Origin of the sequence: Bradyrhizobium sp. BR 10289 (assembly GCF_019455385.1) — a bacterium.
Lineage (GTDB): Bacteria > Pseudomonadota > Alphaproteobacteria > Rhizobiales > Xanthobacteraceae > Bradyrhizobium.
This window is the reverse complement of the sequence record NZ_JACOFR010000002.1, coordinates 244019-267842: the sequence shown is the minus strand read 5'-3', so window position 1 is coordinate 267842 and position 23824 is coordinate 244019. Positions and strand designations below refer to the sequence as shown.

Here is a 23824-nt window from a genome sequence, read left to right as displayed (position 1 = left end):
CGCAAGCTTTCTCTTGGAGTCGATATGCCAATTCAAGTGCTGATGCCCGCGTTGTCGCCCACCATGGAAAAGGGCAACCTCGCCAAATGGCTGAAAAAAGAGGGCGAGACGATCAAGTCCGGCGACGTGATCGCCGAGATCGAAACCGACAAGGCCACCATGGAGGTCGAGGCGACCGATGAGGGCACGCTCGGCAAGATCCTGATCCCGGAAGGGACAGCCGACGTCGCCGTGAACACGCCGATCGCAACCATTCTCGCCGATGGCGAGAGCGCCGCCGATCTTTCGAAGGCGCCTGCACCGGCCGCGAAGTCCGCAGAGTCGGCTCCGCCCGCCGCCGCAAAGGCCGAGGCGCCGGCGCCGAAGGCCGCGCCTGCACCGCAGGCCGTTGCCGAGCCCGATCCGGAAGTGCCCGCCGGCACCGAGATGGTCACCCAGACCATCCGCGAAGCGCTGCGCGACGCCATGGCCGAAGAGATGCGCCGCGACCCTGACGTCTTCGTGATGGGCGAAGAGGTCGCCGAATATCAGGGCGCCTACAAGGTGACGCAAGGGTTGCTCCAGGAGTTCGGGCCTAAGCGCGTCATCGACACGCCGATCACCGAGCACGGCTTTGCCGGCGTCGGCGTCGGCGCCGCGATGACCGGCCTGAAGCCGATCGTCGAGTTCATGACCTTCAACTTCGCCATGCAGGCGATCGACCAGATCATCAACTCCGCGGCCAAGACGCTCTACATGTCCGGCGGCCAGATGGGCTGCTCGATCGTGTTCCGCGGGCCCAACGGCGCGGCCGCGCGCGTTGCCGCGCAGCACAGCCAGGATTACTCGGCCTGGTATTCGAACATTCCCGGCCTCAAGGTCGTCGCCCCGTTCTCGGCCGCCGATTACAAGGGCCTGCTGAAGGCCGCGATCCGCGATCCCAATCCGGTGATCTTCCTCGAGAACGAAGTGCTGTACGGGCACAGCGGCGAGGTGCCGAAGCTCGACGATTTCGTGATCCCGATCGGCAAGGCGCGCATCGTGCGCTCCGGCAGCCACGTCACGCTGATCTCCTGGTCGAACGGCATGACCTATGCGCTGAAGGCTGCCGACGAACTCGCCAAGGAGGGCATCGAGGCCGAGGTGATCGATCTGCGCACGCTGCGCCCGATGGACACCGAGACCATCATCAACTCCGTCAAGAAGACGGGACGCGCCGTCACGGTGGAAGAAGGCTGGGCCCAGAGCGGCGTCGGCGCCGAGATCGCCGCGCGCATCATGGAGAACGCCTTCGACTATCTGGACGCGCCGGTTACGCGCGTCTCCGGCAAGGACGTGCCGATGCCCTATGCGGCGAACCTGGAGAAGCTGGCGCTGCCGTCGGCGGCTGAAGTCGTCGAGGCCGCCAAAGCCGTCTGCTACAGGTAGACCATGGCGGGCCCCAAGGAGCAGCCACTGCCGCCCGACGTCATGACCCGCGACGACGCGGTCGAGATCCTGCGCGTGTTCGTGCTGGACGGCGGGCTGTCGATGGCGTTCCAGCGGGCCTTCGAGGAGCCCGACATGTGGGGCCTGCTGCTGGTCGATCTCGCCCGCCACGCCGCGCGCGCCTATGCCCGTGAGAGCGAATACACCGAGGAGGACGCGTTGAACCGGATCCTCGACATGTTCCAGGCCGAGATCGAGCGCCCGACGGATACCGGCACCACGACGCCGCGCGGGAAGGGGCACTGACCATGGCGATCGAATCCTATCATTTCGACTTCATGCTCGAGGCGATCCGCGAGGCCGAGGCCTCGATCGCGCAGGGCGGCCTGCCGATTGGCGCCGTGCTGACGCGCGACAACAAGATCATTGCCCGCGGCCACAACAACCGCGTGCAGGAGAACAATCCGATCCTGCATGGCGAGATGAGCTGCCTGCGCGAAGCCGGCGCGATCTCGTTCCACGACACCGTCATGTACACCACGCTGTCGCCATGCTCGATGTGTGCCGGCGCGCTCGGCCTGTTCAAGGTCAAGCTGGTGGTGATCGGGGAATCCGTCACCTTCGAGGGGTCCAAGGATATCCTCGACAAGTTCGGCATTCCCTGGATCGACCTTGCCGACGACCGCTCCATCACCATGATGAAGAATTGGCGTTCCATCCCCGCCAATGAGCGCCTCTGGCAAGGCGACATCGGCAACTAAACCTGGTCCTGTTCGTCTTCGCTTTCGGAGACGAGTTTTTGCAAAGTTCTTCTTGAGGTCAGCATGCCCATCAACATCCTGATGCCCGCTCTTTCGCCGACGATGGAGAAGGGCAACCTCGCCAAGTGGCTGAAGAAGGAAGGCGACAAGGTCAAGTCCGGCGACGTCATCGCTGAAATCGAGACCGACAAGGCGACCATGGAGGTCGAGGCCATCGACGAGGGCACGATCGCCAAGATCCTGGTGCCGGAGGGCACGCAGGATGTGCCGGTCAATGACGTCATTGCCGTGCTCGCCGGCGAGGGCGAGGACGTGAAGGCCGCAGGCAGTGCCAAGCCCAGCGCTTCGGCGGCACCGCCCAAGGCTGCCGAGGCTCCTGCCGCTGCTCCGGCACCCGCACCTGTCCCGCCCAAGGCTGCTCCCGCGCCCGCTGCGGCCCCGGCACCTCAGGCTGCCGCACCCGCCGCGCAGAGCAACGGTCACGCCGGCCGCGTGTTCTCATCGCCGCTGGCGCGGCGTCTTGCCAAGGAAGCCGGCATCGACGTGTCGATGATCACGGGCACCGGCCCGCATGGCCGCGTGGTCGCCCGCGACGTCGAACAGGCCAAATCAGGCAAGGGCCTCAAGGCGCCCGCCGCGGCTCCGTCATCTGCACCCGCGATCGCGCCGACCATGTCGGACAAGCAGATCCTGTCGCTGTTCGAGCCCGGCTCCTACGAGGTCGTGCCGCATGACGGCATGCGCCGCACGATCGCGCAACGCTTGACCGCGTCGATCCAGAACGTCCCGCACTTCTACCTGACCATCGACTGCGACATCGGCAAGCTGCTCGCCGCGCGCGAGGAGATCAACGCCGCCGCGCCGAAGGACAAGGAGAAGAAACCGCTCTACAAGATCTCGGTCAACGACTTCGTCATCAAGGCGATGGCGGTGGCGCTGCAGAAGATCCCGAACTGCAACGTCAGCTGGACCGAGAGCGGGATGGTCAAGCACCACCATTCCGACGTCGGCGTTGCCGTCGCGATGCCGGGCGGCCTGATCACGCCGATCATCCGCAAGGCCGAGACCAAGACGCTCTCGACCATCTCCAACGAGATGAAGGATTTTGCCGCGCGCGCCCGTTCGCGCAAATTGAAGCCCGAGGAATATCAGGGCGGCACCACCGCCGTCTCCAACCTCGGCATGTACGGCATCAGCCACTTTACCGCGGTGATCAACCCGCCGCATGCGACCATCCTCGCGGTCGGCACCAGCGAGGAGCGGCCCGTCGTGCGCGGAGGCAAGATCGAGATCGCGCACATGATGAGCGTGACGCTGTCGTGCGATCACCGTGCCATCGACGGCGCGCTCGGCGCCGAGCTGATCGGAGCGTTCAAGCAGCTGATCGAAAACCCCGTCATGATGATGGTGTGAGATGGCGTATGACGACGCGCTGGCCCTGGATCTCGATGCTGGTTTCGCTGATCCTCACGCTCACCCCGTTCGGCCTCGAGATCGTCAACGCTGCCTTCTTCGCCGATGAGGCGCTGTCGCGCAACATCTGGGCGCCGATCGCGCTCAGCATCATAGCCGTCATGACGGCAGCCATTCTCCTCGAATGGCTGGTCAGAACCTACATCCTCAATCGCCGCGCCCGCGGCGTTACGTCCTGAGTTGAACGGGAGCCGACATGGCCGACACATCCTTCGACGTCATCATCATCGGCTCCGGCCCCGGCGGCTATGTCGCCGCGATCCGCGCCGCTCAGCTCGGCTTCAAGACCGCGATCGTCGAGAAATCCTATCTCGGCGGCATCTGCCTGAACTGGGGCTGCATCCCGACGAAAGCGCTGCTGCGCTCGGCCGAGATCTACCACTACATGCAGCACGCCAAGGATTATGGCCTGTCGGCCGACAACGTCTCGTTCGACCCCAAGGCGGTGGTGCAGCGTTCGCGCGGCGTCTCGAAACGGCTGAACGACGGCGTCGGCTTCCTGATGAAGAAGAACAAGGTCAGCGTGATCTGGGGCAACGCCACGATCGATGCGCCCGGCAAGATCACCGTGAAGAAGTCGGACGTCGAGGCGCCGAAGGGCGCGCTCGGCGAGGGGGCCTACCAGGCCAAGCACATCATCGTCGCCACCGGCGCGCGGCCGCGCGTGCTGCCCGGACTCGAGCCCGACAAGAAGCTGATCTGGACCTATTTCGAAGCAATGGTGCCGGAGAAGATGCCGAAGTCGCTGCTGGTGGTCGGCTCCGGCGCGATCGGCATCGAGTTCGCCTCGTTCTTCCACACCATGGGAAGCGACGTGACTGTGGTCGAGGTGCTGCCGCAGATCCTGCCCGTCGAGGATGCCGAGATCGCCGGCCTCGCGCGCAAGCGGCTGGAGAAGCAGGGCATCAAGATCATGTCCTCGACCAAGGTGACCAAGCTGGAGAAGAAACCCGACAGCGTCGTCGCCACCATCGACGACGGCAAGGGCAAGCCTGTGACGACCGAGTTCGAGCGCGTGATCTCGGCGGTCGGCGTCGTCGGCAATATCGAGAATCTCGGCCTCGAAAAGCTTGGGGTGAAGACCGAGCGCGGCTGCATCGTGATCGACGGCCACGGCAAGACCAACGTGCCCGGCATCTACGCCATCGGCGACGTCGCCGGTCCTCCGATGCTCGCCCACAAGGCCGAGCATGAGGGCGTGATCTGCGTCGAGGCGATCAAGGGCCTGCATCCGCATCCGATGGACAAGCTCCTGATCCCCGGCTGCACCTATTGCAACCCGCAGGTCGCCTCGGTTGGTTTGACCGAAGCCAAGGCCAAGGAGAGCGGCCGCGAGATCCGCGTCGGTCGCTTCCCCTTCGTCGGCAACGGCAAGGCGATTGCACTCGGGGAGGACCAGGGCCTCGTCAAGGTGATCTTCGACAAGAAGACCGGCCAGCTGCTCGGAGCCCACATGGTCGGCGCCGAGGTGACCGAGCTGATCCAGGGCTATGTCGTCGCCATGAACCTGGAGACCACGGAAGAAGAGCTGATGCACACGGTCTTCCCGCATCCGACGCTGTCGGAAATGATGAAGGAAGCCGTGCTGGATGCCTATGGCCGGGTGCTTAATATCTGACGAGGCGAGGGCGGCGCCGTACCCGACCCGTCATCCTGAGGTGCGAGGCCGGCGGTGCGGAGCACCGTTGGCAGAGCCTCGAAGGATGAGCGGCCGAGATGCAGCAGCCGGGCTCGTCGCCCTTCGAGGCTCTCCATACGGCGCGTTGCGCCGCATGAAGAGCGCCTCAGGGTGACGGGTCTAATGACGAAACACCAGAACAAGAAGAGGAAATCACCCCATGCATGACAACGACAACCTCACCATCGAGCGCCCGACCTTCGTCACGCATCTCGAATGCGCCATGGAGGGCGATCATTACGCCGCCGACCAGGTCCACAATCTCTCCAAGGCCGGCAAGCCGCTCTTGGTGCGCTACGACCTCGCGGGTGTGAAGAAGGCGCTGACCAAGGATGCGCTCAAGGAACGTCCCGCCGACATGTGGCGCTACCGCGAGCTGCTGCCGGTGCGCAAATGCCAGGACATCGTCTCGCTCGGCGAGGTCACGACGCCGCTGATCCGGCTGCCGAAGCTGGCCAAGAAGCTCGGCGGCGGCGAGATCATCGTCAAAGATGAAGGTCGCCTGCCGACCGGCTCGTTCAAGGCGCGCGGCCTCGTGATGGCGGTGTCGATGGGCAAGGCGCTCGGGATCAAGCACATGGCGATGCCGACCAACGGCAATGCTGGCGCGGCGCTGGCGGCTTACGCGACGAGCTGCGGCATCAAGACCACGATCTTCTGCCCGGCGGATACGCCCGAGGTGAATGTCAGCGAGATCGAGCTGCAGGGCGCAACCGTCTACCGCGTCAACGGCTATATCGACGATTGCGGCAAGATCGTCGGCGAGGGCAAAGCCAAAGTCGGCTGGTTCGATACCTCGACCTTGAAGGAGCCGTACCGGATCGAAGGCAAGAAGACGATGGGCCTCGAGCTCGCCGAGCAGCTCGATTGGGACGTGCCCGACGTGATCTTCTATCCGACCGGCGGCGGCACCGGCCTGATCGGCATGTGGAAGGCCTTTGACGAACTCGAGAAGATTGGCTTCATCGGCTCGAAGCGCCCGCGCATGGTCGCGGTGCAGGCTTCGGGCTGCGCGCCGATGGTGCGGGCCTATGAGGCCGGCACCGAGCACGCCACGCGCTGGGAGGACGCCCACACCATCGCGTCGGGTATCCGCGTGCCGCAGGCGATCGGCGATTTTCTCATCCTGCGCGCCGTGCGCGAAAGCAAGGGTTTTGCCATTGCGGTCGACGACGACAAGATCTCGGCAGCACTGAACGAGGTCGCGCGCGAGGAGGGGCTGCTGCTCTGCCCCGAGGGCGCCGCCACCTACGCCGCCTACAAGGAGAGCCTTGCCGATGGCCGCGTCTCGAAGAGCGACCGCGTCATGCTGTTCAACTGCGCCACCGGCCTGAAATATCCGCTGCCGAAGGTCGACCGCACGCTCGATCGCCACAAGCCGATCGACTACACGCAGTTCTAGCGCGTCGTTTCGTCTCTTCACGAACGATCCCTCTTCCCGTACGCGGGGAGAGACAAGAACAAAAAGCACATCGTTGGGGAGAAGACCATGAAGAAGGCCGTCTGGGCTGCGCTGATTGCTGTTCTCGCTGTTTCGGGCGTCGCGCGCGCCGACGATTACCCCTCGCATCCCATCACCATCATCGTGCCCTTCGCGGCCGGCGGCCCGTCCGATGCGATGGCGCGCGTGCTCGCCGAGCGGATGCGCGTCTCGCTTGGCCAACCATTGGTGATCGAGAACGTCACCGGCGCAGGCGGCTCGATCGGAGTGGGGCGCGCCGTGCAGTCGCCGCCGGACGGATACACCATCTCGTTCGGCCATCTCGGCACCCACGTCGCCAACGGCGCGGTCTACAAGCTCAAATACGATCTCGTTGCCGATCTCGAGCCCGTGGTGCTGCTGCCCAGCAACCCGATGATCGTCGTCAGCAAGAATGCAGTCCCCGCGACCTCGCTGAAGGAACTGCTGGACTGGCTGAAGTCGCGGCCCTCGCCGCCGACCGCCGGCACCGCCGGCGCGGGCTCCGGCAGCCACATCGCCGGCGTCTATTTCGAGAGCGTCAGCGGCATCAAGCTGCAATACGTGCCGTACCGCGGCACCGCGCCCGCGTTGAACGATCTCATCGCCGGCCAGATCGACGTCATCGTCGACCAGACCTCCAACTCCATCAGCCAGGTCCGCGCCGGCACGATCCGCGCCTACGCCATCACCGACGACAAGCGCCTCGCCTCGGCGCCCGACATTCCGACCGCGGAGGAGGCCGGCCTGAAAGGCTTCAACATGACGCTGTGGTCGGGCATGTGGGTGCCGAAGGGCACGCCGAAGGAGATCGTGACCAAGCTCAACGCCGCGGCCGTGGAGGCCTTGAACGATCCCGCCGTGAAGAAGCAGCTCGAAAGCCAGGGCCTCGAGATGACACCGCAGGATCAGCTCACCCCGGAAGCGCTCGGCACGCGGCAAAAGGCCGAGATCGCAAAGTGGTGGCCGATGATCAAGGCAGCGAACATCAAGGTGGATTGAGAGGGGACTCTGGTAGGGTGGGCAAAGCGTAGCGTGCCCACGTTCGGAGTGTGATCAATGAGATCGTGGGCACGGCGCTTGCGCGCCTTTGCCTACCCTACGAGACCGTCGTCTAATCAACCGGCATCGCCTTGGCACTCACGTCCTTCGTCACCACGCGCTCATCGCTCTTGCCTGCGACCACGCCGCTGCCCTCGAACCTTGCGCGGTAGACCAGCACGTTCTCCATCACGCGCTGGACGTAGTTGCGCGTCTCCGAGAGCGGGATGCGCTCGACCCAGTCGACCGGATCGACCTTGGGATCCCTGGGGTCGCCGTGCGCCTGCACCCATTCGCGGACGCGGCCGCGGCCGGCATTGTAGCCGGCGAAGGTCATGATCTGGTCGCCGCGATATTCCGACAACAGCGCGCTGAGCTCGGCCGCGCCCATCTGCGTGTTGTAGACGGGGTCGGAGACCATCCTGTCCCAGTCATAGGTCAGGCCGAAGCGCTTTGCCGTGTCGCGTCCGGCTTCCGGCGTCACCTGCATCAGCCCGACCGCGTTGGCGGGCGACTTGTCGCGCTGGTCGAACGAGCTTTCGGTGCGCGCCACCGAGTAGATCACGCTGGTCTCGATCGCCGGGGCCACCTGCTTGTGCTCGGGAATCCCGATGGTCGGGAAGGCGTAATGGTCGAGCGCGAGCCCGCGCGCCAGCGCCGATTTGCCGACCTCCAGCATCACGCGCGCGTCGTTGCGCTGGCCGGCGAGCTCGCCGAGCGCCTCGAGCGCTGCGACGTCGGTGCTCTCCTTGGCGAGGTCCTCGGCATAATAGAACACTGTGTCGCGCTCGCCGATGCCGTAGAGCATGTCGGCGGCGCGCACGCGCTCGTCCGCTGGCGGCGTGCCGGCTGCGGCCAGCACGGGCGAGGGCGGGCGCAGTTCGATCCGGTCGAGCCCGAGCCTGGCGCGGGCGAGCTGGCCGTAATAGGCGGTCGAATAGCGCGCCGCCGCCTGATAGCTCATCCGGGCGTCCGCAGTCGCGCCCATCGCTTCGGCGGCGCGGCCGCGCCAGTAATGCGCGCGCGATAGCGCGATCGGATTGGCCGAGCCCTCGTCGATCGCGGCGAAATGCACCAGTGCCGTTTTTGGATCGTTGAGATAGCGCAGCGCGATCCAGCCGCACATGAAGTGATAGTCGACGCGGTAGACCTCCATCGCCGGCACGGCCGCGGTGCGCACCACGTCGTAAGCTGTTTTGAACTTGCCCTGGTCGAGCAGCTTTCGCGCCAGCAGGCGGCGCTCGCGCCACCACGCATCGGTGTCCTGCGCCGCCATGGTGTCGGGTGCGGCAGCCAGGATCACTTCGGCGGCGTCGTCGATACGGTCGTTCTGGAGATGCCATTGCGCGCGGCAGAGCACATAGCCGAGATCGCGGCGCGCCTCGGCCGCGACGTCCTCGAGATAGTCCTTGGCCTTGCTGGCCTTGCCGGTGACGGCCGAGCAGGCCTTGACGATTGCGAGCGCATCCTCGCCGAGCCGTTTGGCCGCGCGCCTTGCGCCGGCATAGTCCTTGGCGCCGAGCCGCTTGTCCATGCGGGCGCGATGGTCGTCGGCGGTCAGCAGATCGCGGAACGCTTCGTAGGAATCCGCCTCGCTGCGTTCGGACAATTCCTCCGTGCGCCAGGCCTCGCGGACGAGACGCGTTGCCCTGTCATTGTCGCCTTCAGCCAGCAGCACGCGCGCGAGCGCGAACTTGCCCTTGGCGCTGGTCGGCCGGTCCATGGTGAATTTGTGCACGGTCGCCGCATCGCTCTTCTCCTGCCACAGCCGCGCCTCGGCGCGGCGGCGGAGCAGGGCGCTGCTCGGCCAGTCCGGACTGGTGGCGAGAAAGGCGGCGTAGCGCTTGAAAGGTGCGGTGCTCTCCGAATGGCGCAGCATGAACCAGTCGGCGAGCTTTTGGCCGGCGGGATCGGCGATGCGGTCGCGCGCGGCGGTCGCATCGTCGGTCTTGCCCTTGCGCGCGAGATCGATGGCGTCCTTCAGCGCAGCGAGGTCGCCGGTGAGCGGCGGCGCCGCCGGCTTGTCCGCGGGCTCGTCGTCCTGCTTCTTCGATTTGCGCTTGGCGTCGGCATGCTTGCCGTGACGCGACTTCGCGGCGGCATGGCGCTGCTTACCGCCGGCTTTCGTTTCATGCGTCTTCTTCGACGCGGCCGATTTGTGATTGCTCTTCGCTGCCAGTTCGGAAGGAAGGAGGGCCAATGCGGCCACGGCAACGACACACGCGAGCGAGCGTAGGCACTGGTTCATTCGATGGTCCCCCTGCGAAACCACTACAAACCAAGGTCCGCGACGACATGCGGCTTGAGAATCAAGAGACGACACCAAAACGATGCCACGACATCGTTCGCATTCCTCACGCTGGTTCAACAATGCGGCAAAATACGGATTGGAACTGGGAACTTCCGAAATCGCTGAAGGGGGTAGCGGCTTTAACCTTTGTTAACGATCCGGGCTCGCGCGACGGTTGTGTGTGGCCAGCGGCGTCACGAGCGGACCAATTGCGCGTGTTCCCGTGGTCAAATCCGGTGTATTGAGGTTCCAATCCGTCCTTTCAGCCTTTGCCCCGCTCCAGATGCCGCTTTTCAACCAGTCGATCCGGCGCAAGATCGTCGGCATCGCCCTCGGATTGATCGTCCTGATGCTGGTCACCTCGATCCTGTCGATGGTGATGTCGAGCCAGGTCGGCGTTCTCCTGGACGAGCTGACCAACCGCTACATCCCGGCCTATGGCGACCTCGCGCGCGCCAATATCCGCTCGCTGGAGCGGTCCGTGGCACTGCGCCGGATGGTGATGATGAAGATGCAGGAAGCCCCGGACGAGGAGGCGTATGCTGCACGGCTCAAGGAGTTCGAAGAGGCCGACCGCAAGATCGAGGCGGAGACCTCGGACGCGCGAAAGCATATCAACGCGATCATCGACGACACCAGGACGCCGTCCGACAATGCCGCGCTGGCGCGGATCGATGTCCGCATCGAGACCGCCGTCTCCGAGCTGCGGCAAGGCATGAGCGAGGAGCACGCCAAACTGCTCAAGCAGATCGACGCCAGGCAGATGGCGGACGCGCGCGGCACGCTCGAGCATCTCGACATGCTGCGCGACCAGTTCAACCAGAAGATCGACGGCATTCGTTCCGACATGCTCAAGCAGGTGTTCGCGAGCACCTCGACGGTCGTTGGCCGTCAGCACGAGACGATCATCATCTCCGGTGTCGTCACCGCGCTCGCTGCGGTCGTCGGATTTGCCTTCGCGCTGCTGGTGTCCAGCGGCATCACGCGGCCGGTGCGGCTGCTGCTGGCCGGCACGCGCGAGGTCGAGGCGGGGCGCTTCGACAAGCCCATCACCGTGTCCACCCAGGACGAGATCGGCGAACTCGCCGCGGCCTTCAATCGCATGATCGAGCAGCTGCGCCACAACGAGCGCATCCGCGAGACCTTCGGCCGCTACATCGATCCGAAGGTGGTGCAGGGCCTGATCGACCGGCCGGAAGTCGCCATCGAGGGCCAGCGCCGCGTCATGACCATCATGTTTTGCGACATGAGCGGCTTCACCTCGATGAGCGAGGGCATGACGCCACGCGGCCTCGTCAAGGTGATGAACCACTATTTCACGGTCATGTCGGCGCCGGTGAGGAACAATCGCGGCATCATCGACAAATATATCGGCGACGCCATCATGGCCTATTGGGGCCCGCCCTTCATCGAGGATGATGAGCCGGCGCTGCTCGCCGGCCTTGCCGCCGTCGAGATGGCCGACCAGGTGCCGGCGCTCCAGAAGCAATTGCCCGACCTGCTTGGCATCCGCGCCATGCCCGGTCCTTGCGATTTGCGCATCGGCATTGCGACCGGCGAGGTCCTGACCGGCAGCATCGGCTCCGAGCTGATGATGAGCTTTACGGTGATGGGCGATGCCGTGAACCTCGCCTCGCGCCTGGAGCTGGTCAACAAGCTCTACGGCACCCGCATCCTGATCGCGCAGGCCACGGCCGATGCCATCGGCCAAAACCTCGAGCTGCGCGAGATCGATCGTCTGGCGGTCGCGGGCCAGGGTGCGCCGCAGCCGATCTTCGAGGTGATGGGCAGAGCAGGCGCGCTGACTGCCGTGCAGGAGGGCCTGCGAAAGCACTATGCCGAGGGGCTTGCTGCCTATCGCAGCCGCCGCTTCGGCGAGGCCCGCATGGCCTTTGGCGCCGCGCTGGAGAGCGTCCCGGGCGATGGTCCGTCGCGCACAATGCTTGCCCGGATCGCGCAGTTCGAAGCGAGCCCGCCGGCGGCCGATTGGGACGGAGCCTGGCGGCTGGACAGCAAATAGCCGGGCCGCTTCGGAATAATTGATTCTATCTCATAACGATGTTGGCCGTGACCTATTTCCCGGGCTTAGGTTGGTTGGCCCTAAGGCGTTTGATGGGGACACGCCGATGACCGAACTTGAGGACAGGCTGGAACGGTTCGAGACGCTCACCGCCGAATGCGAGCTGATTGCCAAGCTCGCCACCGACAGCACCAAGCGCGAATTCTATCTCAAGCTCGCCGAGCACTATTACGAGCTTGCGGACGAGACCCGGCGCGCGGTTGCGACCAGGGCTGCTGCCTAAACAGCAGCGTGAGGCGAGACGTAAGCCTCGGGCATGCAATCCGCTGCATGATGCGTGGAACCATTGCGGGGCCGCGCGGCTGAAAGCCGTTTTTAACGTTTGGCGCGCATCCTTGATCGCGATGCGAGGCGCGCGACGTTGCGTCGTTCCTCGCGATGGGAATGCCAGGGCTTGTTGCAACGCAACGAGCCTCTGGAAGCGTCGCTTTGACGCTGGCTTTTGCAGGGCGATCCCATGCGTGTCGTTGCGGTTCTCATGCTCGCGCTCCTGACGGCGGCCTGCAACCAGGAGCCTGATATCACCGGCTCGACCGCAGTCTGCCCGGCGCGGAATTACAGCGCCTACAACCCTCGCGACATGAACCAGTGCGTGGCCGCCTGTAAGACCTGCGATCACGGCAACACCGTGACCTGCACCACCGCCTGCACCCTCAGGGGCGCGCGCTGAGCCGACGGTTGCGGCGGTCTGCAGGGATCGCAACCGCGCCATCTCCTGCCGTCCATCGTTCCGCACGATGCGACCTGATAGGGCTCGTTCGGGAGCAGGGACATCCGATGATACTCGCAAGCCTCGAAATCGACGACGCCGTGTCAGGCGGCGTCTCATTGAACGTTTCATCGGCCCTGGCATCAGGCGCTATCGAGGCCTGATGCCGGTGGAGGAGACGAGGGCCTACGCGCCGCTGCTGCGCGCGATCCACTGGGCAACCGCGGTGCTGTTCATTGCGGCGATGCTGATTGGCCTTTATTGCGGCCTGCAGCCGCCGGGCACCTCGCCGCGTCGCGAGCTGCTCGAGGTGCACAAATCGGCGGGCATGACGTTGCTGTTCCTGTCGGTGCTGCGATTGGCGGTGCGCCTCGCGACCAAGGCGCCGCCGGAGCCGGAATCGTTCGGTTGGCTGGTCCGGCTGGCGGCGCGGCTCAATCATTGGGCGCTCTATGCCATCCTGTTCGCGATGCCGCTCACCGGCTACGCCTTCTCGTCGGCCGGCGGTTACTCGCTGAAGTATTTCTGGACGTTCAGCTGGCCGCGGCTGGTTGCCGACAACCCCGCGATCGCGCATGCCGGCGAGCTCTCCCACGATACGCTCGCCTGGCTGGTCTATGCCGTAGTCGCGTTGCATATCGCCGCAACCGTCTGGCACGCCGTCGTCATGCGCGATGGAACGTTGGCGCGGATGTGGCCCCGGGCGGGGAGCCGCAAGCGCTCCGCCGGCTGACGGTGCGGGGGCACCGGAACGATTCACATAGGATAATCATTGAGGTGGCGGCAGGACGCGGAGTCCGATGGAATGGGTATGCTCGATCCCGGTCGCTTTCTGGTGTCATGCTCGCATTGCGAGGCCTGGCCGATGGCCGCCAATGTCAAACGGTCGAGCTGGTCGGCGTCGCCGCACGAGGTCCGCTTCGTCTGTCCGCGCTGCCGCCGCGAGGAGACCGCGATCGTCTCGGCCTCGGGCGAGCTGACGCCAATCCGGCGCCTGGACGTTCCGCCGCGCCACGTCAGCATTGCCTGGGCGCAGGCTCAGCGCCCGCGAGGGCGAACGTAGGCCGCCCTGCTCCCCTTGTGCTCCCCTTGGGAACCCTGCCGCTCCGGAAGCGTTTCCGCGCCGACATCAACGCATCGAGGCTGGCGCATGATCAGCGAGCATTTCGACATCCGCACACGGATCAACATGAAGCTGGCGCTGGACCGCGTCTGCCGCAATCGTTCCCGCGGCGACGATCTTGGCTTACGCAGGTTGGTCGCCGAAAACATCATCCGCAGCGCGCTCGCAGGGAGGACCGGCATCGGCCAGCTTGTCGACGCCGGCGAGCGTGCGGTGATCCGGACGCAGGCGGAGCGGGAGTCGGCCCGGAGCTCGTGACGTCCGTTGCTCGCGCGCATGTCAATCGAAGCCTGCAGGCAAATGTGCTAGGATGGTCGCCAGGAGATCCATGATGCCTGCCGACATGCCTTCACCCCATGCCGATTGTTTCCGCCTTCATCCAGTCGCGCCGCGTCTCGCGCCAATGTTCGGCTTTGCGCTGCTGACGGCGTCGTGCCTGCTCGCGAGCATTGCACTGGCCTGCGCAACGCCGTTCGCGGCCTTCGCCGTCGTTGCGGCCGCGATGCTGCCGCTGCGTCCGGCGCTGCTCGTCGTCACCGGGGCGTGGCTCGTGAACCAGGGCATCGGTTTCGGCGCGCTGCACTATCCCGCCGATGGCAGCACCATCGCCTGGGGTTTTGTCATCGGCGCTGCGGCGCTGCTCGCAACCGCCGTCTCGTCGGCCGTGCTTCGCGTGCTCCCGCAGGGCCGCACGCCGCTGAGGCTGGCGATCGCGTTCGTCGCCGCCTTTGCGGCCTATGAGCTCGCGCTGTTCGCCGCGACGCCGCTCCTCGGCGGCGAGGGCGCCTTCACCGCCGCCATCGTCACGCGCATCGGATTGACCAGCGCGGTCTGGCTCGCCGGGCTCGTTGCTGCCTGTGAGATCGTGCGGCTGGTTCGGCCGTTCGGTCGCAAGGGCGCGATGTCGGCCTGAGCGGCTTCTTGAAGCCACCGCCGCAAGGCGACAGACTCCGTCTCAACAAACTCGAAGGCCCAAACGCCTTCACGGGACGAGTGTCCGCGGCGACTCACTCGCGTTGTTTGTTGTCATCGCAAGCAAGTCGGGCGCGATGTTCCCGTTTTGAAATTTCAAGTTGCGAATTGTCATATTCGGAAGGGTATTTCAGTAAGCGCACCCGTGTCTTCCCGGTAACGAATGTGCTGTCTCCGCAACACCCACGGTGGATTTAACCTTCACCACCGGTGGTTCGCATCACCGCCGCTTTTTGGCCACACCCAAACATGAATAAAATCACTCTAATGTTTCAGGGACTGGGCTGGTCCCTTGCAGGCGCTGGAAAATCCCAAGGTCGATTCAAATCTTGGGTCTCATGTTCCGGGTCTGACAAGGGTTCGCCAAGGAAACTGGACCAAGGAAACTGGTCGCGATGGACGCCAAGACCAACATCAAGCAGAGGCTGCCGAGCCGTCACGTGACGGAAGGTCCTGCGCGCGCGCCCCATCGGTCCTACTTCTACGCCATGGGTCTGACCACCGAGCAGATCCACCAGCCCTTCGTCGGCGTCGCCTCGTGCTGGAACGAGGCTGCGCCCTGCAACATCGCCCTGATGCGTCAGGCGCAGGCGGTGAAGAAGGGCGTTGCATCCGCCGGCGGCACGCCGCGCGAGTTCTGCACCATCACCGTCACCGACGGCATCGCCATGGGCCATGACGGCATGCGCTCCTCGTTGCCGTCGCGCGAATGCATCGCGGACTCGGTCGAGCTGACCGTGCGCGGCCACGCCTATGACGCCCTCGTTGGGCTCGCCGGCTGCGACAAGTCGCTGCCGGGCATGATGATGGCGATGGTCCGCCTCAACGTGCCCTCGATTTTCATTTATGGCGGCTCGATCCTGCCCGGCAATTTCCGCGGGCAGCAGGTCACCGTGCAGGACATGTTCGAGGCGGTCGGCAAGCACTCCGTCGGCGCCATGTCGGACGAGGACCTCGACGAGATCGAGCGCGTGGCGTGCCCCTCGGCGGGCGCTTGCGGCGCGCAGTTCACCGCCAACACCATGGCGACCGTCTCGGAAGCCATCGGTCTTGCGCTACCTTACTCGGCTGGTGCCCCGGCACCGTACGAGATCCGCGACGCGTTCTGCATGACAGCGGGCGAGAAGGTGATGGACCTGATCGCGCAAAACATCCGGCCGCGCGACATCGTCACCCGCAAGGCGCTGGAGAACGCGGCGGCCGTGGTCGCCGCGTCCGGCGGCTCGACCAATGCTGCGCTGCACCTGCCGGCGATCGCGCATGAGTGCGGCATCAAGTTCGACCTGTTCGACGTCGCCGAAATCTTCAAAAAGACACCTTATGTCGCGGATTTGAAGCCGGGTGGCCGTTATGTCGCCAAAGACATGTTTGAAGTAGGTGGCATACCGCTTCTGATGAAGACGCTGCTCGACAACGGATTTCTCCACGGCGACTGCATTACGGTCACCGGTCGAACGATCGCCGAAAACCTCAAAAGCGTGAAGTGGAATCCGCACCAGGACGTGGTGCACCCGGCAGACAAGCCCATCACCGTGACAGGCGGTGTGGTCGGCCTGAAGGGCAATCTGGCGCCAGAAGGTGCGATCGTGAAAGTCGCGGGCATGTCCAACCTCAAGTTTACCGGTCCGGCCAGGTGCTTCGACCGGGAGGAGGATGCGTTCGAGGCCGTTCAGAACCGCACCTACCGAGAAGGCGAAGTCATCGTGATCCGCTACGAGGGCCCCAAGGGCGGCCCCGGCATGCGGGAGATGCTCCAGACCACCGCGGCGCTGACCGGGCAGGGCATGGGCGGCAAGATCGCGCTCATCACCGACGGCCGCTTCTCCGGCGCCACGAGAGGCTTCTGCATCGGCCATGTCGGGCCCGAGGCGGCGGTCGGCGGCCCAATCGGGCTGCTCGAGGATGGCGACATCATCGAGATCGACGCCGACATCGGTACCCTTAACGTAAAATTGAGTGACGCTGAGCTGGCTCAGCGCAAGACCAAATGGGCGGCTCGCGCGACTAACCACACGTCGGGTGCGCTCTGGAAATATGCTCAGCAGGTTGGACCAGCAGTCGGGGGGGCAGTGACCCATCCGGGCGGCGCGCACGAGAAACAGTGCTATGCGGACATCTAGGCGTGCCATTGTTGCGTTTGTGTTGGGGGCCGGTGCGCTGGCCGCGCCGGCGCTCGCCTTTGATGGCGCGCCGGTCAACAACAAGGACGCGACCATCCCCGTCGTGACGACCTTGCCGGGTGCTGCGGGCACCGTGCGCAGCAAGGTGCCGGCGCCGGCCCAGGAAACGTCTCTCAGCGCGTTGCAATATGCCGCCGAAGGCGGTCATCCCGGCGCCCAGTTCAAGCTCGGCCGCATGTACGCCAATGGCGACGGCGTCGCCCAGGACGATGTGCGCGCCTTCGAATATTTCAGCCGGATCGCCAACGCCCATGCCGACGACAGCCCGTCGGCGCCGCAGGCGCAGATCGTGGCCAACGCCTTCGTCGCGCTCGGTCGTTACTACCTGAACGGCATCCCGAACTCGAAGATCAAGCCGGACCAGGACCGCGCGCGGGAGATGTTCTCCTATGCCGCCTCCTATTTCGGCAATGCGGACGCCCAGTATGATCTCGCCCGGCTGTACCTGAAGACCCCGGACGCCTCGCGCGAGGATTTCCGCTATGGCGCCCGCTGGCTCGGCCTTGCCGCCCAGAAGGGCCAGCACGAGGCGCAGGCGCTGCTCGGCCAAATGCTGTTCAACGGCGACCGCGTTCCGCGGCAGGCCGCGCGCGGCCTGATGTGGCTGACGCTGGCCCGTGACAGCGCTGGCACCGACGAGATCTGGATCAAGGAAAGCTATAACCGCGCTTTCGCCAAAGCCTCCGACGACGACCGCGCCATGTGCCTGCAGATGCTGGAGCAGTGGGTGCAGGGCCGCCGCGAGTAGGGCGGGTAAGGTCGGGTGAGGCGGCGTTACGCCGCCTCCAGATCCAGGTCCGCCCACACCGGCACGTGGTCCGACGGCTTCTCCCAGGCCCGCACATAGCTGTCGATCCCGACATTGGCGAGCTTGTCGCTGGCCTGCGGCGACAGCAGCAGATGGTCGATCCGCAGGCCGTGGTTCTTCTGCCAGGCACCGGCCTGGTAATCCCAGAAGGTGTAGAGCCCGCCCTCGTCGGTGACGGCCCGCAGCGCATCGGTCAGGCCGAGGCCGAGCAGGGCCTGAAAGCTCTCCCGCGTCGCCGGCTTGAACAGGGCGTCCTCGGTCCAGGCGGCCGGGTTATGGACGTCGCGGGCATGCGGGATGACGTTGAAGTCGCCTGCGAGGATCAGCGGCTCCTCGGTCTTGAGGCGCTCCTTCGAATACTCAAGAAGCCGCGACATCCATTTGAGCTTGTAGGGATATTTCTCGGTCCCGACCGGGTTGCCGTTGGGCAGATAAAGGCAGGCGATGCGCAGCACGCCGGATTTGAGCGTCACCACGCCCTCGAGGAAGCGGGCATGGGCGTCCTCGTCGTCACCGGCGAGGCCCGACTTGGTCTCGTCGAAGCGGAGCTTTGAGAGCAGCGCGACGCCGTTGAAGGTCTTCTGCCCGTGGGTGACGACGTTGTAGCCCAGCGCCTCGATCTCCAGCCGCGGGAACGCCTCGTCGACGCATTTGATCTCCTGCAGGCAGACGATGTCCGGCTGGCACTCCTTCAGCCAGGTCAGCAGCAGGTCGATCCGCTGCCGGACCGAATTGACGTTCCAGGTGGCAACTCTGATGGGCATAGGGGCGGCTCCGGACCAGGGGCCACGGTTAGAACAAACCGCTAACGCTCCCGTCAAGGACGCCGCAAAATCTCCCACAAAATTAACCCGGCTTAAGCCGGCTCCGCGCCATTGATACTGAAAGGTTTTCGAACGGGATGGCCGGACAAAATTCATGAAGCGAATTGAGCCGCAAGACGGCCTGATCGGTGCCTTCCTGTACTGGCTCGGTGGCTTCGAGATCGAGGACGGTTTGACCGTGGGTCTCAGCGAGCGCGAGCTGCGCCGGATCCGCGCCAAGCAGATCGACGCGGTGACCCGGCTGATCCCGGTGACGATGGCCGTCACCATGCTCAACGTCGCCATCGTGCTGATCCTGTTCTGGGGCCGGGGCTGGAACGATTTTCTCGCGATCTGGGGCCTGACGCTTGGTGCCACCGCCTCGCTCGCGGTGCGCTCATGGCGGCGCTCGCACAAGAACCCGCCCCAGGAAGCTTCGCCCCGCGCCGCGCGGCAGATGCTGCGGCAGGCGTTCTTCCTCGCCGCGATCTGGGGCACGCTGCCGCTCGCGTTGTTCAGCCGGATCGAGCCGACCAGCCAGCTGATCCTGGCCTGCCTGATGGTCGGCATGATGTCGGGCGGCGCCTTCACGCTGTCGACGTTCCCGCGCGCGGGCCTCGTCTATCTCGCCACCATGACCGTCGGCTGCGCCGGTGCGCTGCTGCTGTGCGGCACCGGGCCGTATCTGGTGACGGCGGTGTTCCTGATGCTGTTCGCCTTCTTCATGGCGCGCAACATCGTCTCGCAAGGCAATCTGTTCCTCGGCAATCTCAAGGCCCAGCTCGAGCTCGAACGGCAGACCGAGATCATCTCGCTGCTGCTGAAGGACTTTCAGGAGAACGCCAGCGACTGGCTGTGGCAGACCGACGCCGAGGGACACCTTGTCGACGTCCCCCAGCGCTTCGCTGATGTCGCGCAGCTGCCGTTGCCGCTGCTGAAAGGCTCGCACTTTGCGGACGTGCTCGACATGCTCTGCCCCGAGGACAAGGCGGCCGCCTACAATGTCGTCGGCCTGATGGAGCACGCCGAGCCGCTGCACGAGATGAACATCAAGGTCGTCGCCGGCGGCGAGGCGCGGCTGTGGTCGCTGACGGCAAAGCCGGCCTATGACCGCGACGGGCAATTTCTGGGCTATCGCGGCTTCGGCCGCGACGTCACCGAGCGCTGGCGCGCCGAGAAGGCCGAGGCCGAAAGCCGCGCCAAGTCGGACTTTCTGGCGGTGATGAGCCACGAGATCCGCACGCCGATGAACGGCGTGCTCGGCCTTGCCAGCATGCTGCTGGAGACCAAACTCGATGCGGAGCAGCGCGAGGCCGTCACCACGATCCGCGAGTCCGGTGACAATCTCCAGCGCATCCTCAACGACATCCTCGACCTGTCCAAGCTGGAGGCCGGACGCTTCCAGTTCGAGGCGATCGACTTCGCGCCACAGGCGCTGGTCGAGACAGTCGCGACCGTTGCGCGCGCGAGCGCCAAGAGCAAGGGGATCGCGGTGAAGGTCGAGCTCGATCCGAACCTGCCGCCGACGCTGCGCGGCGATGTCGCGCGCATCCGCCAGGTGCTGCTCAACCTCGCCTCCAACGCGGTGAAGTTCACGGATAGCGGCGAGGTGACGATCTCGGCGCGGTGTCAGGCGCGCCGCGATCTGCTCGCCACCGTCGAATGGACGGTCACCGACAGCGGCATCGGCATTGCGCCCGAAAAACTCGGACAGCTGTTCAGCGACTTCGCCCAGGCCGACGCCTCGATCAGCCGCCGCTTCGGCGGCACCGGGCTTGGCCTTGCGATCTCACGGCGCATCATCGAGCAGATGGGCGGCACCATCGGCGTCACCTCGACGCCGGGCGAGGGCTCGACCTTCCGCTTCACGCTGGTGCTGCCCTGGAGCCAGGCGCAGGCGTCCGACCAGGATGCAGGCCGTGACGAGATCGACGAACTCAAGGCGCGTATTGCCGAACTTGATCGGCCCTTGAAGGTGCTGGTCGCCGAGGACGATGCCGTCAACCGCATGGTCGTGAGCAAGATGCTCGGTGCGTTCGAGGTCGAGCTGCGCGTCGTCAGCGACGGCGTCGAGGCTGTCGCGGCGGTGTCCGAAGGCGATTACGACATCGTGCTGATGGACGTGCGCATGCCCGAGATGGACGGCCTCGCCGCAACCCGCGCGATCCGCGCGGAAGGCGGGCGCTTTTCCTCGCTGCCGATCATCGCGCTGACCGCCAATGCCTTCCCTGAGGACGTCAAGATCTGCCGCGAGGCCGGTATGTCGGACTTTTTGGCCAAGCCGCTGCGCAAGCCGGCGCTGGTCACGGCGCTGCTGCGCGCGCTGGACGGCCACGTGATGGCGGAGGACGCGCCGCTGCAGCCCGAACTGATGCCTGACGATGTCGAGTCGACGGACGACGAGAGACAGATCATCGGTGCGTAACCGCGCAGAACCGTTTATCTGCCACAACAATCCAGACTAGTTTCTTGATCGCTTGACAACCTTCGCTGTTCGGCTTTCACGTCTCGTGATATAGCGTCCGTCGCAAGCGTTTGAGGTCGCCATGAACTGGGAAGTGCCGGCGGAAGCTGCTGAGAGAAAGCTCAGATCGGAAGCGGTCCTTCGAGCCGAGGGCGTACCTTTCTTTGCCCAACTGCCCGTGATCGATACAGCCGCTGAGGCGCTGAAACGATCCAAGGAGGAGGTCGCGTTCCGCGCTCTCTGTGTCCTTTTCGTTGCTGCAAAGGGCGAAGGACTTGGAGAGGAGTTAGCCGAACATCTTCTGGAATCCTACGAACTCCGGCCGCATCTCACTCCCAAGGAGCTTGCCTTCGTCCTCGACAAATCCCCTTCTGAGCACGACCGGATACAGTTCACATGGAGGCACGAAGCTGCGTGGGCTTTGCTTTGGGCATTGGGCTTCGTGGCGGAGCTGGGCAAGCCAGATCGGATTTGCGACGTGGAATATGCCGCAGGAACGATGGCCGAAAGGACAACCTCTCAGTTCATCGCAGACTCCGAACTTCGTCCGATCGACCAGATTCTTGATCAGGCCGATCTGATCTACAGATATCACTGGGCTGTAACAAACGCGCGCATCAAAGGACAGCCAGTACCTGCAGGTCTCGATCCCGGCGTGACCCAGGAAAGACACCACGCCTTAAATTGGCTGATCGGGTACGACGAAGGAGGGTGGGATGATGTCTGGACCCATACCTGACCTCGATCGAGGCGGCCGGCATCCGGGACGACGGCCGAGCCTGGGCGCTCTCTCGGGTTTGGGTGTCAACTGGCGCAACTGACGAGCTTCGCGCGTTCTTGTAGTATCTGCCTGCTACGGATCACGCCGTTTCCAAGCTGCCAGGCGCGTGCCTGACTAAGCCGCCCGTCAGATCGAGAAGCTTGTCCCGCAGCCGCAGGACGCCGTCGCGTTCGGATTGTTGACGCGGAACGAGGCGCCGATCAGGTCGTCGACAAAATCGACTTGGGAGCCCGCGAGGAACGGCTGCGAGGCGGAATCGACCAGCACCACCGCATTCTCCTGCTCGATCACGAGATCGTCCTCGCCGCGCGCGCGGTCGATGTCGAACTTGTACTGGAAGCCGGAGCAGCCGCCGCCCTCGACCGAGATGCGCAGCATCGCGCCTGTGCCTTCGCCCTTGAGGATCTCCCCGATCCGGCGGGCGGCACGGTCACTGATGGTCACGGCAGTCGTCATGGCTCGTCTCCGATAGGCCCGCGGTCACACCAAGTTCATTTGGCCAATTCATTTGGTATCCCGCGTCCGGCATAGTTAAGTGCAAGGATACGCAGAATCAAATGGATAGGGACTAAATTCGTCGTGTCCGTCGGAATGGCAGCTCCCCGCGCGCCCTATGCCTGCGATCCCGACCGCAGCCGCGGCCGGCTGGTCGCCGAGCCCCCGAGCCGGACCCGCAGCCCGTTCCGGCGGGATTGCGATCGGGTGATCCATTCCACCGCGTTCCGCCGCCTGAAGTACAAGACCCAGGTGTTCGTGTTCCACGAGGGCGACCATTACCGGACCCGGCTGACCCATTCTCTGGAGGTGGCCCAGATCGCCCGCGCGCTGGCGCGCCAGCTCGGGCTGGACGAGGATCTCACCGAAACCTTGGCGCTCGCCCACGATCTCGGCCATCCGCCGTTCGGCCATGCCGGCGAGCGGGCGCTGGATGCCTGCCTGAAGGACTTTGGCGGCTTCGACCACAACGCCCAGACCTTGCGCGTCGTCGGCTCGCTGGAGCACCGCTATCCCGAGTTCGACGGCCTGAATCTGACTTGGGAGTCGCTGGAGGGCATCGTCAAGCACAACGGCCCGCTCACCGACCGCAGCGGTGCGCCGGTTGGCCGGTATCGCGAGTACGGCGTTCCCATCGGGATCGCCGACTACATCAAGACCTATGATCTCGAGCTGTGGAGTTTTGCCTCGCTCGAAGCCCAGGTCGCCGCGCTCGCCGACGACATCGCCTATGACGCGCACGACATCGATGACGGCCTGCGCGCCGGCCTATTCCAGCTCGACGATCTCAAGGTGATGCCGCTGACCGCGGAGATCATCGCCGAGACCTCGGCGCATTACCCCGACCTCGAAGATGTCAGGCGCGGGGCTGAACTGGTGCGCGAGCTGATCTCGCACCTGATCGGCGCGGTGTTCAGCCAGACGCGAAAGAACCTCGATGCGGCGAAGCCGCAATCGGCCCAAGACGTGCGCCAGCACAGCCGGGCGCTGGTCGCGTTCCCCCAGGAGGTCGCCGAGGAGGAGGCCGCCATCAAGCGCTTCTTGTACCAGCACATGTATCGCCACAAGCGGGTGATGCGGGTGATGGGGGAGGCCGAGCAGATCCTGTTTGACCTGTTCGAAAAATACCTGAAATCGCCGGCCGACCTGCCGCCGGAATGGCTGCTCGGCGCTGAGGCTGATAATGAGGGCGACCGGGCCCGCCGGATCGGCAATTTCATTGCCGGAATGACCGACCGTTTCGCCCTGACCGAGCACCAGCGGCTCTTTGACTCGACCCCGGATTTGCGTTAGGCGGCGG

The 23824-nt window shown here is 64.9% G+C and carries 23 protein-coding genes; 20 read left to right on the top strand and 3 right to left on the bottom strand.

What is annotated here, in order from left to right:
* The first annotated feature begins 24 nt into the window (after positions 1–24).
* The 8 genes from HYH08_RS04795 (at position 25) to HYH08_RS04760 (ending at position 7780) form a co-directional block, all read left to right on the top strand.
* The gene (locus HYH08_RS04795; RefSeq protein ID WP_220008598.1) at positions 25–1407 is read left to right on the top strand and encodes a pyruvate dehydrogenase complex E1 component subunit beta; all 1383 of its coding nucleotides are present in this window, start codon (positions 25–27) and stop codon (positions 1405–1407) included.
* 3 nt (positions 1408–1410) lie between these two features.
* Positions 1411–1713, top strand: coding sequence for a DUF5076 domain-containing protein (locus tag HYH08_RS04790; protein ID WP_008547332.1), 303 nt, complete (start codon positions 1411–1413; stop codon positions 1711–1713).
* Between the two features lie 2 nt (positions 1714–1715).
* Entirely contained in the window at positions 1716–2168 is a 453-nt protein-coding gene (locus tag HYH08_RS04785) for a nucleoside deaminase (protein ID WP_194393784.1), read from the top strand.
* Between the two features lie 63 nt (positions 2169–2231).
* Positions 2232–3581, top strand: a complete 1350-nt coding sequence (locus tag HYH08_RS04780) for a pyruvate dehydrogenase complex dihydrolipoamide acetyltransferase (protein WP_220008597.1) — start codon at positions 2232–2234, stop codon at positions 3579–3581.
* An 8-nt stretch (positions 3582–3589) separates the two neighbouring features.
* On the top strand, positions 3590–3820 hold the full coding sequence (locus HYH08_RS04775) for a hypothetical protein (protein ID WP_220008596.1): 231 nt from the start codon (positions 3590–3592) through the stop codon (positions 3818–3820).
* Positions 3821–3837: 17 nt separating this feature from the next.
* On the top strand, positions 3838–5259 hold the full coding sequence (gene lpdA / locus HYH08_RS04770) for a dihydrolipoyl dehydrogenase (RefSeq protein WP_220008595.1): 1422 nt from the start codon (positions 3838–3840) through the stop codon (positions 5257–5259).
* Between the two features lie 220 nt (positions 5260–5479).
* Complete coding sequence (locus HYH08_RS04765) at positions 5480–6721, top strand: threonine synthase (RefSeq protein WP_220008594.1); 1242 nt, start codon at positions 5480–5482, stop codon at positions 6719–6721.
* 87 nt (positions 6722–6808) lie between these two features.
* Positions 6809–7780, top strand: a complete 972-nt coding sequence (locus HYH08_RS04760; RefSeq protein WP_220008593.1) for a tripartite tricarboxylate transporter substrate binding protein BugD — start codon at positions 6809–6811, stop codon at positions 7778–7780.
* Positions 7781–7892: 112 nt separating this feature from the next.
* On the opposite strand, the gene HYH08_RS04755 is transcribed toward HYH08_RS04760, so the two are convergent.
* Positions 7893–10067, bottom strand: a complete 2175-nt coding sequence (locus HYH08_RS04755) for a lytic transglycosylase domain-containing protein (protein WP_220008592.1) — start codon at positions 10065–10067, stop codon at positions 7893–7895.
* A gap of 325 nt (positions 10068–10392) precedes the next feature.
* On the opposite strand from HYH08_RS04755, the gene HYH08_RS04750 reads away from it, so the two are divergent.
* The 9 genes from HYH08_RS04750 (at position 10393) to HYH08_RS04710 (ending at position 17921) form a co-directional block, all read left to right on the top strand.
* Entirely contained in the window at positions 10393–12129 is a 1737-nt protein-coding gene (locus HYH08_RS04750; protein ID WP_220008591.1) for an adenylate/guanylate cyclase domain-containing protein, read from the top strand.
* Positions 12130–12235: 106 nt separating this feature from the next.
* A complete protein-coding gene (locus HYH08_RS04745) occupies positions 12236–12412 on the top strand; it encodes a hypothetical protein (protein ID WP_220008590.1) in 177 nt (58 codons plus the stop codon).
* A gap of 234 nt (positions 12413–12646) precedes the next feature.
* Positions 12647–12859 (top strand): hypothetical protein, encoded by a 213-nt coding sequence (locus tag HYH08_RS04740; protein ID WP_220008589.1) that lies wholly within the window; start codon positions 12647–12649, stop codon positions 12857–12859.
* A 202-nt stretch (positions 12860–13061) separates the two neighbouring features.
* On the top strand, positions 13062–13631 hold the full coding sequence (locus tag HYH08_RS04735; RefSeq protein ID WP_220008588.1) for a cytochrome b: 570 nt from the start codon (positions 13062–13064) through the stop codon (positions 13629–13631).
* Positions 13632–13703: 72 nt separating this feature from the next.
* Positions 13704–13961 (top strand): hypothetical protein, encoded by a 258-nt coding sequence (locus HYH08_RS04730; RefSeq protein ID WP_220008587.1) that lies wholly within the window; start codon positions 13704–13706, stop codon positions 13959–13961.
* An 87-nt stretch (positions 13962–14048) separates the two neighbouring features.
* Positions 14049–14279: a hypothetical protein gene (locus HYH08_RS04725; protein WP_220008586.1), complete on the top strand. Its 231-nt coding sequence runs from the start codon at positions 14049–14051 to the stop codon at positions 14277–14279.
* Between the two features lie 70 nt (positions 14280–14349).
* Positions 14350–14934 (top strand): hypothetical protein, encoded by a 585-nt coding sequence (locus tag HYH08_RS04720; protein ID WP_220008585.1) that lies wholly within the window; start codon positions 14350–14352, stop codon positions 14932–14934.
* Between the two features lie 454 nt (positions 14935–15388).
* Positions 15389–17113 (top strand): dihydroxy-acid dehydratase, encoded by a 1725-nt coding sequence (gene ilvD, locus HYH08_RS04715; protein WP_220008584.1) that lies wholly within the window; start codon positions 15389–15391, stop codon positions 17111–17113.
* Positions 17100–17921 carry a tetratricopeptide repeat protein gene (locus HYH08_RS04710; RefSeq protein ID WP_220008583.1) on the top strand — a complete coding sequence of 274 codons (822 nt, stop codon included), beginning with the start codon at positions 17100–17102 and terminating at the stop codon, positions 17919–17921. The genes ilvD and HYH08_RS04710 overlap by 14 nt, the downstream gene beginning before the upstream one ends.
* A gap of 26 nt (positions 17922–17947) precedes the next feature.
* Here HYH08_RS04710 and xth read toward each other — a convergent pair whose 3' ends face one another.
* Entirely contained in the window at positions 17948–18745 is a 798-nt protein-coding gene (gene xth / locus HYH08_RS04705; RefSeq protein ID WP_220008582.1) for an exodeoxyribonuclease III, read from the bottom strand.
* Between the two features lie 154 nt (positions 18746–18899).
* Here xth and HYH08_RS04700 point away from each other — a divergent pair, with 154 nt between their 5' ends.
* Positions 18900–21209, top strand: a complete 2310-nt coding sequence (locus HYH08_RS04700) for an ATP-binding protein (RefSeq protein WP_220008581.1) — start codon at positions 18900–18902, stop codon at positions 21207–21209.
* Between the two features lie 121 nt (positions 21210–21330).
* Positions 21331–21987: a DUF4272 domain-containing protein gene (locus HYH08_RS04695; protein ID WP_220008580.1), complete on the top strand. Its 657-nt coding sequence runs from the start codon at positions 21331–21333 to the stop codon at positions 21985–21987.
* A gap of 168 nt (positions 21988–22155) precedes the next feature.
* Here the strand turns inward: HYH08_RS04695 and erpA are convergent, their stop codons facing one another.
* A complete protein-coding gene (gene erpA, locus HYH08_RS04690) occupies positions 22156–22485 on the bottom strand; it encodes an iron-sulfur cluster insertion protein ErpA (RefSeq protein ID WP_220008579.1) in 330 nt (109 codons plus the stop codon).
* Between the two features lie 123 nt (positions 22486–22608).
* Between erpA and HYH08_RS04685 the strand changes: the two genes are divergently transcribed.
* The gene (locus tag HYH08_RS04685) at positions 22609–23817 is read left to right on the top strand and encodes a deoxyguanosinetriphosphate triphosphohydrolase (protein ID WP_220008578.1); all 1209 of its coding nucleotides are present in this window, start codon (positions 22609–22611) and stop codon (positions 23815–23817) included.
* The last annotated feature ends 7 nt before the right edge of the window (positions 23818–23824 follow it).

What these genes read in the sequence shown, in the direction of transcription:
- xth (WP_220008582.1), bottom strand. Translation starts at nt 18,745, where the DNA reads ATGCCCATCAGAGTTGCCACCTGGAACGTCAATTCGGTCCGGCAGCGG.
- HYH08_RS04735 (WP_220008588.1), top strand. Translation starts at nt 13,062, where the DNA reads ATGCCGGTGGAGGAGACGAGGGCCTACGCGCCGCTGCTGCGCGCGATC.
- HYH08_RS04790 (WP_008547332.1), top strand. Translation starts at nt 1,411, where the DNA reads ATGGCGGGCCCCAAGGAGCAGCCACTGCCGCCCGACGTCATGACCCGC.
- HYH08_RS04720 (WP_220008585.1), top strand. Translation starts at nt 14,350, where the DNA reads ATGATGCCTGCCGACATGCCTTCACCCCATGCCGATTGTTTCCGCCTT.
- lpdA (WP_220008595.1), top strand. Translation starts at nt 3,838, where the DNA reads ATGGCCGACACATCCTTCGACGTCATCATCATCGGCTCCGGCCCCGGC.
- HYH08_RS04700 (WP_220008581.1), top strand. Translation starts at nt 18,900, where the DNA reads ATGAAGCGAATTGAGCCGCAAGACGGCCTGATCGGTGCCTTCCTGTAC.
- HYH08_RS04740 (WP_220008589.1), top strand. Translation starts at nt 12,647, where the DNA reads ATGCGTGTCGTTGCGGTTCTCATGCTCGCGCTCCTGACGGCGGCCTGC.
- HYH08_RS04785 (WP_194393784.1), top strand. Translation starts at nt 1,716, where the DNA reads ATGGCGATCGAATCCTATCATTTCGACTTCATGCTCGAGGCGATCCGC.
- HYH08_RS04760 (WP_220008593.1), top strand. Translation starts at nt 6,809, where the DNA reads ATGAAGAAGGCCGTCTGGGCTGCGCTGATTGCTGTTCTCGCTGTTTCG.
- HYH08_RS04795 (WP_220008598.1), top strand. Translation starts at nt 25, where the DNA reads ATGCCAATTCAAGTGCTGATGCCCGCGTTGTCGCCCACCATGGAAAAG.
- HYH08_RS04765 (WP_220008594.1), top strand. Translation starts at nt 5,480, where the DNA reads ATGCATGACAACGACAACCTCACCATCGAGCGCCCGACCTTCGTCACG.
- HYH08_RS04750 (WP_220008591.1), top strand. Translation starts at nt 10,393, where the DNA reads ATGCCGCTTTTCAACCAGTCGATCCGGCGCAAGATCGTCGGCATCGCC.
- HYH08_RS04730 (WP_220008587.1), top strand. Translation starts at nt 13,704, where the DNA reads ATGGGTATGCTCGATCCCGGTCGCTTTCTGGTGTCATGCTCGCATTGC.
- HYH08_RS04695 (WP_220008580.1), top strand. Translation starts at nt 21,331, where the DNA reads ATGAACTGGGAAGTGCCGGCGGAAGCTGCTGAGAGAAAGCTCAGATCG.
- erpA (WP_220008579.1), bottom strand. Translation starts at nt 22,485, where the DNA reads ATGACGACTGCCGTGACCATCAGTGACCGTGCCGCCCGCCGGATCGGG.
- HYH08_RS04775 (WP_220008596.1), top strand. Translation starts at nt 3,590, where the DNA reads ATGACGACGCGCTGGCCCTGGATCTCGATGCTGGTTTCGCTGATCCTC.
- HYH08_RS04725 (WP_220008586.1), top strand. Translation starts at nt 14,049, where the DNA reads ATGATCAGCGAGCATTTCGACATCCGCACACGGATCAACATGAAGCTG.
- HYH08_RS04780 (WP_220008597.1), top strand. Translation starts at nt 2,232, where the DNA reads ATGCCCATCAACATCCTGATGCCCGCTCTTTCGCCGACGATGGAGAAG.
- HYH08_RS04710 (WP_220008583.1), top strand. Translation starts at nt 17,100, where the DNA reads ATGCGGACATCTAGGCGTGCCATTGTTGCGTTTGTGTTGGGGGCCGGT.
- ilvD (WP_220008584.1), top strand. Translation starts at nt 15,389, where the DNA reads ATGGACGCCAAGACCAACATCAAGCAGAGGCTGCCGAGCCGTCACGTG.
- HYH08_RS04745 (WP_220008590.1), top strand. Translation starts at nt 12,236, where the DNA reads ATGACCGAACTTGAGGACAGGCTGGAACGGTTCGAGACGCTCACCGCC.
- HYH08_RS04755 (WP_220008592.1), bottom strand. Translation starts at nt 10,067, where the DNA reads ATGAACCAGTGCCTACGCTCGCTCGCGTGTGTCGTTGCCGTGGCCGCA.